Source organism: Microbacterium sp. No. 7 (genome assembly GCF_001314225.1).
Taxonomy (GTDB): Bacteria; Actinomycetota; Actinomycetes; order Actinomycetales; family Microbacteriaceae; genus Microbacterium.
The window spans coordinates 368,110-381,722 of the sequence record NZ_CP012697.1 but is presented as its reverse complement, the minus strand read 5'-3'; the positions used below and the strand labels follow the sequence as shown (position 1 = coordinate 381,722).

General features: G+C 71.1%; 16 protein-coding genes and 1 pseudogene. 6 read left to right on the top strand and 11 right to left on the bottom strand.

Translation table 11 applies throughout. The features are described 5' to 3' along the window. Nucleotides 1–36: 36 nt before the first annotated feature. Both AOA12_RS01665 and AOA12_RS01660 read left to right on the top strand, forming a co-directional pair. The gene (locus tag AOA12_RS01665; protein ID WP_082406455.1) at nucleotides 37–918 is read left to right on the top strand and encodes an anchored repeat-type ABC transporter ATP-binding subunit; all 882 of its coding nucleotides are present in this window, start codon (nucleotides 37–39) and stop codon (nucleotides 916–918) included. Continuing rightward, nucleotides 902–1,792, top strand: coding sequence for an anchored repeat-type ABC transporter permease subunit (locus AOA12_RS01660; RefSeq protein ID WP_054679259.1), 891 nt, complete (start codon nucleotides 902–904; stop codon nucleotides 1,790–1,792). The genes AOA12_RS01665 and AOA12_RS01660 overlap by 17 nt, the downstream gene beginning before the upstream one ends. Before the next feature lie 9 nt (nucleotides 1,793–1,801). Here AOA12_RS01660 and AOA12_RS01655 read toward each other — a convergent pair whose 3' ends face one another. The 3 genes and pseudogenes from AOA12_RS01655 to AOA12_RS22455 all read right to left on the bottom strand — a co-directional run. Next, a complete protein-coding gene (locus AOA12_RS01655) occupies nucleotides 1,802–2,287 on the bottom strand; it encodes a hypothetical protein (RefSeq protein WP_156366355.1) in 486 nt (161 codons plus the stop codon). Between the two features lie 150 nt (nucleotides 2,288–2,437). Then, nucleotides 2,438–2,680, bottom strand: coding sequence for a hypothetical protein (locus tag AOA12_RS01650; protein ID WP_156366354.1), 243 nt, complete (start codon nucleotides 2,678–2,680; stop codon nucleotides 2,438–2,440). A gap of 143 nt (nucleotides 2,681–2,823) precedes the next feature. Continuing rightward, nucleotides 2,824–2,928, bottom strand: a pseudogene (locus AOA12_RS22455) (Bax inhibitor-1/YccA family membrane protein); the annotation flags it as partial. Nucleotides 2,929–3,355: 427 nt separating this feature from the next. Between AOA12_RS22455 and AOA12_RS22930 the strand changes: the two are divergent. Beyond that, on the top strand, nucleotides 3,356–3,532 hold the full coding sequence (locus AOA12_RS22930) for a hypothetical protein (RefSeq protein ID WP_156366353.1): 177 nt from the start codon (nucleotides 3,356–3,358) through the stop codon (nucleotides 3,530–3,532). Nucleotides 3,533–3,708: 176 nt separating this feature from the next. Here AOA12_RS22930 and AOA12_RS01645 read toward each other — a convergent pair whose 3' ends face one another. Beyond that, on the bottom strand, nucleotides 3,709–4,299 hold the full coding sequence (locus AOA12_RS01645; RefSeq protein WP_054679250.1) for a TetR/AcrR family transcriptional regulator: 591 nt from the start codon (nucleotides 4,297–4,299) through the stop codon (nucleotides 3,709–3,711). An 89-nt stretch (nucleotides 4,300–4,388) separates the two neighbouring features. Here AOA12_RS01645 and AOA12_RS01640 point away from each other — a divergent pair, with 89 nt between their 5' ends. Beyond that, nucleotides 4,389–5,450, top strand: a complete 1,062-nt coding sequence (locus AOA12_RS01640; protein WP_054679247.1) for a hypothetical protein — start codon at nucleotides 4,389–4,391, stop codon at nucleotides 5,448–5,450. A 215-nt stretch (nucleotides 5,451–5,665) separates the two neighbouring features. Here AOA12_RS01640 and AOA12_RS01635 read toward each other — a convergent pair whose 3' ends face one another. Genes AOA12_RS01635 through AOA12_RS01625 form a run of 3 tightly spaced genes read right to left on the bottom strand, consistent with a single transcriptional unit; the run spans nucleotide 5,666 to nucleotide 8,452 of the window. Further along, on the bottom strand, nucleotides 5,666–6,739 hold the full coding sequence (locus AOA12_RS01635) for a hypothetical protein (RefSeq protein ID WP_156366352.1): 1,074 nt from the start codon (nucleotides 6,737–6,739) through the stop codon (nucleotides 5,666–5,668). 58 nt (nucleotides 6,740–6,797) lie between these two features. Next, nucleotides 6,798–7,418, bottom strand: coding sequence for an ATP-binding cassette domain-containing protein (locus tag AOA12_RS01630; RefSeq protein ID WP_054679241.1), 621 nt, complete (start codon nucleotides 7,416–7,418; stop codon nucleotides 6,798–6,800). Next, nucleotides 7,409–8,452 carry a peptidoglycan-binding domain-containing protein gene (locus tag AOA12_RS01625; protein WP_054679238.1) on the bottom strand — a complete coding sequence of 348 codons (1,044 nt, stop codon included), beginning with the start codon at nucleotides 8,450–8,452 and terminating at the stop codon, nucleotides 7,409–7,411. Before AOA12_RS01625 ends, AOA12_RS01630 begins: the two co-directional genes overlap by 10 nt. A gap of 310 nt (nucleotides 8,453–8,762) precedes the next feature. Between AOA12_RS01625 and AOA12_RS22925 the strand changes: the two genes are divergently transcribed. Continuing rightward, on the top strand, nucleotides 8,763–8,903 hold the full coding sequence (locus AOA12_RS22925) for a hypothetical protein (RefSeq protein WP_156366351.1): 141 nt from the start codon (nucleotides 8,763–8,765) through the stop codon (nucleotides 8,901–8,903). Nucleotides 8,904–8,971: 68 nt separating this feature from the next. After that, nucleotides 8,972–9,547 carry a hypothetical protein gene (locus AOA12_RS22920; RefSeq protein ID WP_156366350.1) on the top strand — a complete coding sequence of 192 codons (576 nt, stop codon included), beginning with the start codon at nucleotides 8,972–8,974 and terminating at the stop codon, nucleotides 9,545–9,547. Nucleotides 9,548–9,739: 192 nt separating this feature from the next. On the opposite strand, the gene AOA12_RS01615 is transcribed toward AOA12_RS22920, so the two are convergent. The 4 genes from AOA12_RS01615 to AOA12_RS01600 all read right to left on the bottom strand — a co-directional run bounded on the left by AOA12_RS01615 (nucleotide 9,740) and on the right by AOA12_RS01600 (nucleotide 13,590). Further along, complete coding sequence (locus AOA12_RS01615; RefSeq protein ID WP_156366349.1) at nucleotides 9,740–10,411, bottom strand: hypothetical protein; 672 nt, start codon at nucleotides 10,409–10,411, stop codon at nucleotides 9,740–9,742. 87 nt (nucleotides 10,412–10,498) lie between these two features. Next, on the bottom strand, nucleotides 10,499–10,804 hold the full coding sequence (locus AOA12_RS01610; RefSeq protein ID WP_054679230.1) for a lactococcin 972 family bacteriocin: 306 nt from the start codon (nucleotides 10,802–10,804) through the stop codon (nucleotides 10,499–10,501). A 105-nt stretch (nucleotides 10,805–10,909) separates the two neighbouring features. Next, entirely contained in the window at nucleotides 10,910–11,248 is a 339-nt protein-coding gene (locus AOA12_RS01605) for a metal-sensitive transcriptional regulator (protein ID WP_054679227.1), read from the bottom strand. Further along, nucleotides 11,245–13,590 carry a heavy metal translocating P-type ATPase gene (locus AOA12_RS01600; RefSeq protein ID WP_054686740.1) on the bottom strand — a complete coding sequence of 782 codons (2,346 nt, stop codon included), beginning with the start codon at nucleotides 13,588–13,590 and terminating at the stop codon, nucleotides 11,245–11,247. Before AOA12_RS01600 ends, AOA12_RS01605 begins: the two co-directional genes overlap by 4 nt. Nucleotides 13,591–13,613 lie beyond the last annotated feature (23 nt).

Sequence of the window (13,613 nt, the reverse complement as noted above, 5' to 3'; positions counted from 1 at the left end):
CGGCCGAAGCGCCGCGCGGCCCGCCGGGTGGCGGCGATGAGCCGGCGGGGGACGGATGCCGGGGTGCCGGGCACGGAGCCCGGCATCCGCGTCGCGGGGCTCTCGGTGGACCTCGGCGGGCGGCGCGTGCTGACGGGCGTCGATCTGCGGGTGGCGTCCGGCGAGCTCGTGGGGCTGCTCGGCCCCAACGGGGCGGGCAAGACGACGCTGCTGCGCGCCGTGCTCGGGCTCGTGCGGCCGCACGCCGGCACCGTGCGCATCGACGGACGGCGGCCGGCCGAGGCGCGCGCCCTCGTCGGCTACGTGCCGCAGCGGCACGAGTTCGCGTGGGACTTCCCGATCACCGTCGAGGAGGCCGTGCTCACGGGCCGTACGGCCCGCATCGGATGGATGCGGCGGGCGGGCGCCGCCGACTACCGGGCCGCCGACGAGGCGCTCGGCCGCGTGGGCATGGGCGACCTGCGGCGCCGTCCCGTCGGCGAGCTCTCGGGCGGGCAGCGCCAGCGGGTGCTCGTCGCCCGCGCGCTCGCGCTCGCGCCGTCGGCGCTGCTGCTCGACGAGCCCTTCACCGGCCTCGACATGCCCAGCCAGGAGCTGCTCACCGACCTGTTCGCGCGTCTCGCGCGCGAGGGGCACGCCGTGCTCATGACGACGCACGACATCGCCGGGGCGCTGCACGCATGCACGCGCGTGTGCCTGCTGGGCGCGGGCGGGGTCGTCGCCGACGGCGAGCCCGCCGCGCTCGACGACCCCGCGCTGTGGATGCGGGCGTTCGACGTGCGCGCCGACAATCCGGTGCTGCGCGTCGTCGCGGCATCCGCCCGGCGATCCGCCGCACAGGCCTCCGCCCGACCCGCTGAACACCCCGCCGCACAACGAAGCGCACGAGAAGAGGACGCCGATGCTCTCGCCCGCTGACTTCCTGGCCGACCTGCTCAACCCCGACCTCGCGTTCCTGCCGAAGGCCCTCGCGGTCGCGATGATGTCGAGCCTCGTGTGCGGCGTGATCGGGGGCTATGTCGTGCTGCGCGGCATGGCGTTCATCGGGGATGCCGTGGCGCACGCCGTCTTCCCGGGTCTCGCCGTCGCGTTCGTGCTGCAGGGCAGCCTCGTGCTCGGCGGTGCCGTCGCAGGCGTGCTGACGGCCGTGCTCGTCGCCGTGTTCGCGCAGAACCGGCGGCTGAAGGAGGACAGCATCATCGGCGTCTTCTTCGTCGCGGCGTTCGCGCTCGGCATCGTGATCATCAGCCGTGCGCCCGGATACGCCGGGTCGCTGCAGCAGTTCCTGTTCGGCTCGATCACCGGCATCCCCGACGAGGACGTGCTCGTGGTCGCCGGGTCGGGTCTCGTGCTGCTGACGGTCGTGTTCCTGCTGCACAAGGAGTTCGTGCTCGTCACGCTCGACCGCGAGATGGCGCGCGCCGCGGGGCTGCCCGTGTTCGCGCTCGACGTCGTGCTCTACGTGTGCGTCGCGGTCGCGATCGTCATCTCGGTGCAGACGATCGGCAACATCCTGGTGCTCGCGCTGCTCATCACGCCGGCCGCCGCGGCCCGGCTGCTCACCGACCGGCTCGGCGTCATGATGCTGCTCGCGCCCGTGATCGGCTCGGCGTCCGCGCTCGTGGGCCTGTACCTGTCGTGGAGCGCCGACCTGCCGGTGGGCGGGATGATCGTGCTCGTCGCGACCGCCGTGTTCCTGCTCGCGTGGTTCTTCGCCCCGCGCCACGGCCTCGTGCCCCGGCGCCTGACACGCGAACGGGTGCGCGAGCAGCCGGCGGGTCAGCGCCGGTAGGCCGGTCGCCTACCCCGTCGGCGCGACCATGCCGCACATGAGGCTGCGGATCCGCCGCCATTCGCCGCCCACGCGCACCGCCTGGACATCCGGCGCGACGTCGCAGTAGACGGGCTCGCCGCCCTCCTCGACCACCGCCTTGAACGGAAGGGGAGGGCCATCGACCGCCATCGCCTCGATGACCCCATCAGACAGCCATGCCTCCGCCGCCGTCGGCGACTCCCCTGCGCACAGGGGTACGGCGCTGTCGCGATAGGCCTGGAGATCGGCCCGCGTGGCCTGTTGCGACACATCAGCGACACGCGGGCATTCGACGGTATCCGGCCGCACGGTTTCGGCAGGCCTCTCGGTCGCGTCGACCGGCACGTCGGTGGTTTCGACGGGCTTCTCGATGGTGTCGACCGCGTGGCATCCCGCGAGCAAGGAGACCGCCAAGAGCACTGACCCGACGCCGCGGAAACGCCGCGACATCAGAAAGAGATCGACGCGTTCCACGCCCGTACGCCCGTCAGTCCGAACGACAACACCCCGGCTACGAACACACGCAATCTACGCACAACGCCCCCCGGCAAGAGATGTGAATGCCGATGCTCTCGCGACTCTGCCAACGGAAATCCGATCGGCACGACGAACACATCAGCGTGCTCAGCCAAGCACGCCCTCACTTCGTCCGTCAACCGCGCCCATATCTCCTCTGCGGAATCCGGCGATGATGATGTCGCCAGAAAACTCCTGCCCAGTCTGGGTTTTCCTACACACTCGGAAACGACTGAGGCCGCCCTCTCTGAGGGCCTCATAGGCGTCGATCCGCATTTTCGACAAGAGCAACCGGGCAGATGCAGCAAGGATCAAACGAAGGTCGGTTTTTCGTTGGTCGGGCGCGGTCACGATCTGCACCGCCCGGTGAGCCCGCCATCCGTGGCCGGTGTCCACGTACCGGCCCGCGGGGATCTGAGCCCAGGGCAGGGCTGACAGAGAAAACCACATCGGGTGACCGCATTTCGGCTGGGCGGCCCCTCTCGTGTGTCGCGTCAGTCGTTGCCGCGGAGGATGACGAGGATGCGCAGGATCTCGACGTAGAGCCACACGACCGTGAGCATGATGCCGAAGGCGCCGAGCCAGCCGAACTCTCGCGGGGGTGCTTTCGCCGTGAGCACGAAAGCACCCCCGCGAGAACAAGTAGCACCCTCGCGAAGATAAGTAGCACCCCCGCAAGAACTACTGGCACCCTCGCGAGGATCATGAGACCGGGCCGTGGCCCACGGGCTGCGCCTCCCCCACCGGCTGCGCCTCCGGCACCGGCCGAGGGCGTGGAGCCGTCGCGATCGCACACAGGGCCGTCAAGATGCGGCCCGAAGGCGCTTGCTCGCCCCGGGCACCGTGAGCATGGCATACGAAGAGGCACCGCCTGTCGGACCACCGGCTCACATCCTTCTCGATGGCGGATGCGCCCCCGCGGGTGCGAACCGGCGCCTGCACGCAGGAAGCCACACGCGGACCATCCCGAGCACGATGTGCCGCCCCAGACCGAGACACGCAGACACGCAGACACAGAAGACAGGCATGAGCAACCGACATCGCACGAGCAAGCACACCCGGAGACAGCGTCCCGTACGGGACGCCTACCGGACTCCCTGGTACCTCCACGAGATCGGCGGGATGCACGTCTGGATGATCCTCGTCCTCCTCACCGTCATGGGCGCGGTCGTCGCCTACGCCACGCTCACCGCACTCGTCTGAGGCCGGCGTCCGCCGCCGGCTCCTCGACGACCGAGCTGCTCGGCCGGGCGGTTCTGCCGGCCCCTTTCCTGCCGACCCGCCGCCTGCGCACACGACACCGAAGCCGGCATCAGGGACACGGCCGGCGAACCCGAACCGCGATCCGGCGCCCCGACCCGGCGCGCCATGCCGGGCGGTCAGCGCCGGTAGGCCTCCGCGAGCGCGGCGATGTAGGCGTCCTCGTCGAAGTCGGGCAGCACGGCGCGCTGCACGACGAATCCCGGCACGGCGGCGAGCAGCGCGGGCACGACGCGCTCGGCCCACGCGGCGGGGTCGCCGTCGACCCGTCCCGGCACGGCCGACGCCCACGCCACGAGCTCGGCGCACACGATGCCGCGGACCCGGCCGAGGATGCGCTGCGCGACGGCGCGGATCTCGTCGTCGACGGCGGCCTCGGCCCACACCTGCGGCATCGCCACCGAGACCTTCTCGTCGCGCAGTCCGCGTACGACGGTGGCCATGATCTCCCCCGGTGACAGGGGCTCACCGTCGCGATGCGCGGCGGCGAGATCGGCCGCGCGCGCGTCGAGCACGCGCTCGGCGACCGCGACGAGCAGTTCCTGCTTGCCGGAGAAGTGGCCGTAGATCGCGCCGGCCGACAGCCCCGACTCCTGGATCACGGCGGCGATCGACGTGCCGCGGTAGCCGTCGCGCGCCACGCAGCGCAGCGCGGCGTCGATGATCTCGTCGCGGCGAGCGGCGCGGTGCGCGTCGGAGACCTTCGGCATGCACCCAGCGTAGGCGGTTGGCGTCACGCGGATACCGTGATAAAAAGAACGAACATTCTCTTTTTATTCTCCGCGAAAGGTCGCCCGCCATGGCTCCCGCGCCCGCATCCCGGCACACGCCGCACACCCCGCTCGGCCGCGTCGCCGGCATCGCCGTGCTCCTCGCGGCCCTCGTCTCCGTCGTCGTGCTCGCCTTCTCGTGGCCCGCGATCACGGCCGAGCCCCGCGACATCCCCGTCGCGATCGCCGGCCCCGAGCAGGCGGTGACCGCCCTGTCGGCGCAGCTGGGCGAGAGGTCGGACGACCTGTTCGGCCTGCAGCCCGTCGCCGACCGGGATGCCGCCGTCGACGCCATCCGCACGCGCGACGCCGTCGGGGCGATCGTGCTGGGCGAGAGCCCCGAGCTGCTCACCGCCTCGGCGGCGGGCGCGTCGGCGGCGGTCGTGCGGCAGCTCGCCGAGCCCCTGCAGGGGGCGCTCGCAGCGCAGGCGCAGGCGGCGTCCGCGGCATCCGGTCAGCCCGTCGCGCCCCCGACGCTCGTCGTGACCGACGTCGTGCCGTTCGCCGAGAACGACGCCAACGGGCTCGGCATGAACGCCGCGTTCTTCCCGCTGCTGCTGGGCGGCATGATCGGCGGCATCGCGATCTCGCTGCTCGTCGTCGGGTCGTTCCGCCGGGTGCTCGGCGTGGTCGTGTACGCCGTGGTCGGCGGGGTCGCGCTCACCGGCATCCTGCAGGGCTGGTTCGGCGCGCTGCAGGGCGACTACTGGCTCAACACCGCCGCGTTCACGCTCGCTCTCGCAGCGATCGCCGCCCCCATCGTGGGCTTCGTTGCGCTCATCGGGCGCGCGGGCATCGCCGTGGGACCCGTCGTCATGATGCTGTTCGCGAACCCGATCTCGGGGGCCGCGCTGCCCGCCTCCTACCTGCCGGGCTCGTGGGGCGCGATCGGCCAGTGGTTCCCGCCCGGAGCCTCCGCGACGCTCGTGCGGAACCTGTCGTACTTCCCGGATGCCGATGCCTCCGGCCCCTGGCTCGTCCTCGCCGCCTGGGCCGTCGGCGGCCTGCTGCTCGCCGTGATCGGCCACTTCCGCACCGCCGGCGGCGCGGAGCCCGACGCCGAAGCCGCGCGCCTGCCCGCAGCCGCGTAACGCCCCCCGGCGGCATCCGCCCGCCGAGACCGCACCTCCCGGACGAGACCGCACCCGCCGGACGAGACCGCACCCGCCGGACGAGACCGCACCCGCGCGCCGAGAATGCATCCGCCGGACGAGACGGCATCCGCCAGACGAGAGTGCGGGTCCCGGATGCCGTCTCGGCCGCCAGATGCACTCTCGGGGTGACGGACGCGGGTGGAGCCTAGCCCTCAACGCCCCTTGAAGTACCGGAAGAGGTGTCGTTCGCGGGTGAGCAGCCACGCGGTGAGGGCGCCCGCCGTGGCGCCGACGACGGCGGCGAAGACCGCACGCTGCGCGATGAGCAGCAGGGCGGCACGGTCGGCGGCCGGGTCGGCGGCGATCGTCACGACGATCGCGGATTCCGCGAGCAGCACGGCGACGGCGATCCAGGCCGCCGTCTCGACGGCGAGGATGCCGCGCTGGTCGGCGCGGGCGATGCCGGCGTGCAGGTTCGAGGCGATCTCCAGGCGGCGCAGCCGGAGCGCGAGGAATCCGAGCGCGAGGGCGACGAGCCCGGCGGCGAGCGGCGCGAACCTCGTGAGACGCCCCTCGAAGTCGGCCGCGCCGCTGAACCGCGTGCCCAGCGTGGCGTTCAGCTGCCCCAGCGACACCTGCACGTCGGCGCCCGCGGCGATGGGCGACAGGGCGGTGTAGAGCAGCGAGGGGATGCCGTCGGACTGCGGCCAGACGTCGGCCCAGCACGCGTCGAACGGGCCGCCGTCGTTCACCGGGACGAGGGCCATGTAGCCGTAGCCGGGCATGCGGCCGTCGCTCGGGTACGCGTACACGCCCACGACGCGCACCGGTCCGTCGTGCGTGGCGATCTCTCCGCCGGGCGCGGCCTGGATGGCCTCGGCGACCTGGTCGGACAGGTAGACGCCCGCGCCGGGGTCGACGTCGGCGCCGAGCAGCTCCGCGAAGCCGGCGGTCACCGACGAGACCGGCACGGGCGCGCCCGGCAGAGCCGAGAGCGTCAGCCGCCTCTCCTCCGCCCGCACGGCGCCGGCTGCGCGCACGCCCTCGATGTCGGCGAGCGCCTGACACGCGGCGCCGTCGATGTGCTGCGGCGCCTCGAGCACGGCGATCGACGCGCCGGAGCGCTGATAGGCCTGCGCCGCGTCGGTGAACGTGCGGATCTGCAGCAGGTCCACGACCACGAGGGAGCCGACCGCGAGGCCCAGGAGCGTCGCGAACAGCACGAGGCGCGTCGTGCCCGAGACGATGTTGCGGCACGCCTCGCGCCAGATGCCGGCGGGCCTCATCGCACCGCGCCCCTCGCGTCCGCGCCCCTCGCGTCCGCGCTCATGGCCCCTGCCGCCCTCATCGCCCCGCATCGACGTGCTGCGCGCGGGCGAGGTCGATGACGTCCGTGCACGCGTCCCGCGTCCCCTCGTCGTGCGTCGCGACGACGACGATCGTGGCCGGCCCGGCGAGTGCCGTGATCGACCTGTTCACCTCGCGACTCGTGCGGATGTCGAGCTGCGCCGTCGGCTCGTCGATGAGGAACAGGTCGGGCTTCGCGGCGATGCCGCGCGCGAGCATGAGCCGCTGACCCTCACCGCCCGACAGCGACATGAACGACTGGTCCCTGACGGCGGCGAGGCCGAAGGTCTCCAGCAGCGCGACCGCCTCGAGCTCGGCATCCCGCGGGGCGAGGCCACGCCCCAGGAACGGCAGCGCGACATGGTCGACGACGCTGCGGCGGGCCACGCCGTGGGGGTTCTGGAACACCCAGCCGACCCGCTTCACCGCGCCCGTGCGCACGTCGCCCTCGACGGGCGAGACCCAGCCCGCCAGGATGCTCAGCAGCGTGCTCTTGCCCGAGCCCGAGGGGCCGATGAGCGCGTAGACCCGGCCGCTCGACAACGTGACGTCGAGTCCGCGGAAGAGCCACGGCCCGCCCGCGAACCGGTGCCCCACGTTCGCCAGCTCTACCTGCACGGCAGCTCTTCCGCGGGAGAGACGACGACGGATGCCGGCGCCGGCTCACCGTCGTCGAAGGTGACGAGCGTCTGGCCGAGCTGCGACGAGACGACCGAGACGGCGCGCACCCCGGCATCCGTGCGCACGCAGCCCGCCGCACCGTCGAGGCCGTAGACGGCGGAGGGCGGGAGCGACGACGCCTCCACCTGCGCGGCGAGGACGTAGGCGGCGGTCAGCGGCTGCGTGCGATCGGAGGCGTCGCGCCACGTCGCGAACGTGCGCGTCGCCTGGAGCGCGGCCCGCGCCTCGTCGCCGGCGACCTCGCCTTCCTCGTCCACGGCGATCGTCCGGTCGTCGAGGACGAGCACGCGCGGGCCCGGCACCGCATCGGTCGGCACGGTCGCGATCCGCGCGCTGGTCAGGGCGTCGTCGAGGGTGTAGAGCGCCGAGCCGGCGTCGACCCGTGAGGTGAGGCCCGCCTCGCACGTGCGCACGGCGACGCTCGGAGCCGGGAGCCACAGGAACGACGCGGCCCGGATGGTCGCGTACTCCCGCGCGCTCGCACCGGTCAGCCCGAGCAGGTCGGCGGCCGAGGCGAGCGTCACGGGGCCCATCACGCCATCGGCCGTGACGGGGTACCCCAGCCGGCTCAGCTCCGTCTGCAGGGCGGCGACGTCATCGCCCCGGTCGGTGATGGTGAGGTCTCGCCACAGCGGCACGGAGGTCGCCAGGCTCACGATCCGGGCACCGTCGACGCTCAGGCTCGACTCCCCCGACGTGAGCGCGGCGCCCGGCCCGCATGTCGTGGCCGTGACCGTCCCGGATGCCGGAGACAGCAGCGGCAGCGGCGTCTCGACCTCCAGGACGAGCTCGACGGTGCGCCGGTCGTCGACGGTCCGGCTGGTCACGGGCGCCGTGCCGCCGACGGCATCCGACGATGCGAGCTGGCCCGGGACGACCGGCGCGAAGAGCCAGGCGCCGACGGCCACGCCCGCGGCGCACACGGCCAGCACGACGAGCGCCCCGGCCGTCCATCGCGAGAACGCGCGCATTTCTGAATCCCCCCGGGTTCTTTAACACCACATCCTGCCCGCCGCTCGCGACAAGCGTTGACTTGCCCTTCCGCAACATATCGATGTACGCTCGCATCAGCTTAGCGGGAAATCGCGCTAAGGATAAATAAATGGGGGGATAATGACGAGGCTCGTCAAGAAATCTGCGTACACGCTGCTGGCCGCAACCTTGCTCGCGGGGTTTATCACCGCAAGCGCTGCCACGACAGGAGCCGGCGCTTCTGAAGCTCATGCGGCTGCATGCAAAGTGGAGGCCAGTACCAGGGGTACCGGAGGCTACTCCAAGGCTGTGACATGTTCACGCAGCCAGTACTATGAGAAGGTCGGCGACAAGATCATCTGGGGCAACAAGGCAGCGACGGGCATGCGGTCACAGTTGACGACGTGCTACACGAACTGGAAGTACAGCGCATACGACTACTGGGCATGAGACGCGCTGGTTCCCCGAGACACCCCACCTCGACACGGTCACGGTGGATCACGACGGGATTCTTCCCGATGATACTGACTGCGGCCCTTTCCGCGTGTACCGCACAAGTTCCCGTCTCGCCGCACGACACATCGAATTCTGCTGCCCAGGGGCCGGAGTTCTCCGGCCCCTGGGCAGCAGAATTCTCTCAGGCATACACGGACGCTCCGTCCGATTTTATCCGGAGCATCCTTGCCCAAGGGGAGATCACGGATGCCAACCTGGCTGAGACTCAGCAGCTCAATAAGGCGTGTCTGGAATCTGCCGGTTTTTCAGACGTAGAGCACTTTATGCGAGGCGGCCTGAGCGTCACACCGCCCAAGGGGAGGAGCGACGCAGATATCCACGATCTAGTGAGGCAATGTTCCGACGATAGCGGACTCACGCAGATCGAGACTCTCTACACCGCCCTACTCATCAACCCTGACAACGCGGATATGGATGAACTGGCCGTGCAGTGCCTGATCACCGAGCAGGTCGTGGAGCCATCCTTCACCGTGGCCGACTTGCAGTCGTGGTACGACAGAGACGACCCACGACTTCTGGCAAGCGGCGTTGCGGCGAACTGCACCTTCGACCCGCTGAAGCGGACGGGTGAATGGTGACCAGAACACCCTCGTCATCCCACGCACACGGCCAGCACGACGAGCGCCCCGGCCGTCCATCGCGAGAACGCCGTCACCTGAGCTTCTCTCGTTCGTTGTTCGTCAGCCGGTCGAGCGGGGCCGGTCGTGTGCTCGGCATTGCGACGACGTGCACCCGAAACGCGATCTGAAAGGCGTTCAATGCGCCCCCCGTCACTCCGCGAAGTCAGACGCCTTCATGCCGAGGAGACCGAGCGGGTCCGCGGAGCAGTAGTCCAGCAGCTCCTCGCCCTTCTCCTCGTCGACGAAGGGGAACGAACCGCGCATGTAGTCGTCGGCCGTGTATCCCTTCTCCACGGCTCCCTGCTCCACCAGGCAGGCGGCGATCAACTCCGCCTCGACGAGCTTCTGCGGATTGCGGTGCGCCTCCACGTAGAGGAATCCCAGCGTCCGCTGTCCCGAGGAGACCGCGCACGCGGTCACGACCTCGTTGCCCTCGTCGGGACTCGTGCCGCCGAGCAACTGGTACTGGAACGATCCGTCGGGATTGAACTCGGTGAAGGCGATGTTCCCCTCCGCGAGGCAGGTGCGAAAGCGCTCCTGCAGCTCGACGTACTCGGCATCCGAGATCTCGCCGTCCTCAAGGGCCGCCCGCTCGAAATCGGACGTCGACTTCCGGTAGGACGACGCGAACTCGTCGGCCCACGGGCCTGAGAACTCGGGAACCGGTCCGTCATATCCGCTGACGGGAGACGCCTCGGCATCCGGCACCTGTGCGGCCGGCGCCGGATCGCCGGATGCGCAGGCGACGAGCATCCCGCCCAGAACGACGACGGCAATGACGGCGAGGGCTTTTCGCCCCCGAGAGGGGACGGCCCTAGCCATCTGCCTGCCCCCTCATCGGGTCACGCAGCCGGTCACGCGCGCGAGCCGCAGCGCGGCATCCTGTCCGTTCGACGAGACGGGGCGTGCTCACCACCAGGCGTTCCAGTAGGCACTGGTGTTTCCCGAGAAGGGAACCTTGCCGATGACCGCGTTGGCCCAGACGGACGGCCGCTTCTCGGAATACGCGCAGATGCCCATCCCGTTGCAGGCGGTGGCGCTGTGCGACTTGGAGAAGTGGTTGTACTTCGAATACACCGTGTTCCAGTCCGTGCCGTAGTCCCACTCGCCGCCACCGACGGAGACCGCCGCGTTCGCGGCTGCCGCACCGCCGAGCACCAGCCCGAACGACAGCAGACCGGCCGCAGCCACACCGTATCGACGCTTCATGTTCATCCCCCCATCGCCGCGTTCAGCGGCATGTCAACACTAACGCCTCTTAGACTAGGCCTCTTCCATCACGCAGTCAAAACCTGTCGTCGGCAGGTCGTCGACGCCGTCCTACGACCGCACCAGCCGCGCGATCGCGGCCGACGCCTCGGCGAGCTTCGCCTCGGCGTCGGGGCCGCCCGAGCGCGCGGCATCCAGCACGCAGTGCTTGAGGTGGTCGTCGAGCAGGCCCAGGGCGACGGCCTCGAGCGCGCTCGTGAGGGCGCTGATCTGGGTGAGGATGTCGATGCAGTACTTCTCCTCGTCGACCATGCGCGAGATGCCGCGCGCCTGACCCTCGATGCGCCTCAGCCGCGCGAGGTACCGCTCCTTGTCGCTGATGTACCCGTGGTGCGCGTGCTCCTCCGCCCGCTCAGCCACGCGATCCGCCACGTGCTCGTGCTCGCTCATGCCCGACCTCCCGTCACGCTCCGGAACCCGCGCAGCCGCAGGCTGTTGCCCACCACGAACACGCTCGAGAACGCCATCGCCGCGCCCGCGAGCATGGGGTTCAGCAGTCCCAGCGCCGCGATCGGGATCGCCGCGACGTTGTATGCGAACGCCCAGAAGAGATTGCCCTTGATCGTGCCGAGGGTGCGGCGCGACAGGCGGATGGCGTCCACGGCGCCGCGCAGGTCGCCGCGCACGAGCGTGATGTCGCTCGCCTCGATCGCCACGTCGGTGCCCGTGCCCATCGCGATGCCGAGGTCGGCGCGGGCGAGCGCCGGCGCGTCGTTCACGCCGTCGCCGATCATCGCGACGACGCGTCCCTCGGCCTGCAGCCCGGCGACGACGTCGACCTTGTCGTGCGGCAGCACCTCGGCGATCACGCGCTCGATCCCTACCTCGGCCGCGATCTGCTGCGCGACGGCGGCGTTGTCGCCCGTCAGCAGCACGGGCGTCAGCCCGAGGCCCCTGAGCTCGGCGATCGCCTGCGCGCTCGTCGGCTTGACGGTGTCGGCGACGACGAGGATGCCGCGGGCCGCGCCGTCCCATCCCACGGCGACGACGGTCTTGCCCTCGCCCTCGGCGCGTGCCTTCGCGGCCGCGACCTCGGGGCTCAGACGCAGCGCCCAATCGGCGAGCAGCGACTCGCGGCCGACGACGACCGCGTGGCCGTCCACGACGCCCGTGACGCCCTTGCCCTCGACGTTCTGGAAGCCCTCGGGGGCGGGAAGGGCACCCTCGCGGGCGGACGTGGCACCGTCGCGAGCGGAAGTGGCACCCTCGCGGGCGGAAGTGGCACCCTCGCGGGCAGAACTAGCACCCTCGCGAGAATAACCAGCACCCTCGCGAGCGGAAGTGCCACCCTCGCGAGAATGACCAGCGCCCTCGGGCGAGGGGGCCGCCGCGGCGCGGGCGATGGCCTGGGCGATGGGGTGCTCCGAGGCGTTCTCCAGGGCGCCGGCGAGGCGCAGCAGGTCGGCGGCATCCGTGCCGGGCTCGGCGACGACGTCGACGAGCGTCATGCGGCCCGTCGTGACCGTGCCCGTCTTGTCGAGCACGACCGTGTCGATGCGGCGCGTCGACTCCAGTACCTCGGGCCCCTTGATGAGGACGCCGAGCTGCGCGCCCCGGCCCGTGCCGACCAGCAGGGCCGTGGGCGTCGCGAGGCCCAGCGCGCACGGGCACGCGATCACGAGCACCGCGACGGCGGCCGTGAACGCGGCGGATGCCGGGAATCCCGCGCCCAGCCACCCGCCCAGCGTCGCCACCGCGACGAGGATCACGATCGGCACGAACACGCCCGAGATGCGATCGGCGAGCCGCTGCACCTCGGCCTTGCCGGCCTGCGCCTCCTCGACCAGCCGCGCCATCTGCGCGAGCTGCGTGTCGGCGCCGACGCGCGTCGCGCGCACGACGAGCCGGCCGCCCGCGTTGACGGTCGCGCCGGTCACGGCATCTCCCGGGGCGACTTCGACGGGCACCGACTCGCCCGTGATCATCGACGCGTCGATCGCCGACGTGCCCGAGGTCACGACCCCGTCGGTCGCGATCTTCTCGCCGGGCCGCACGACGAACTCGTCACCGACCTTCAACTCGCCCACGGGCACCGAGACCTCGACGCCGTCGCGCAGCACCGACACGTCCTTCGCGCCGAGCTCCAGCAGGGCGCGCAGCGCGGCGCCCGCCTGGCGCTTGGAGCGCTTCTCGAAGTAGCGGCCGGCGAGGATGAACATCGTCACGCCCGCGCCGACCTCGAGGTAGATGTTGGCGGCGCCGTCCGACGCCTGCAGCGTCAGGTCGAACCCGTGCGTCATGCCGGGCATGCCCGCCGTGCCGAGGAACAGCGCGTACAGCGACCACAGGAACGCCGCGAGGGTGCCCATCGAGATGAGCGTGTCCATCGTCGCGGTGCCGTGCCGCAGGTTCGCCCACGCGGCCCGGTGGAACGGCCACGCGCCCCACACGATCACGGGCGCCGCGAGCGTCAGCGACGCCCACTGCCAGTACGTGAACTGCAGCGCGGGGATCATCGCCATCGCGATGACCGGCACCGTGAGCAGCACCGACACGACGAGCCGGGTGCGCAGCGCGTCGAGCTCGGGGTCGCCGGCGGCATCCTCCTTCTCGGCCTGCGGCAGCGCCGCCGTGTAGCCGGTCTTCTCGACCTCGGCGATGAGCAGCGCGGGGTCGTAGCCCGCGGGCACGCTGACCTTCGCCTTCTCGGTCGCGTAGTTGACGGTCGCCTCGACGCCGTCGAGCTTGTTCAGCTTGCGCTCGATGCGGTTCGCGCACGACGCGCACGTCATGCCGCCGATCTCGAGCTCATAGG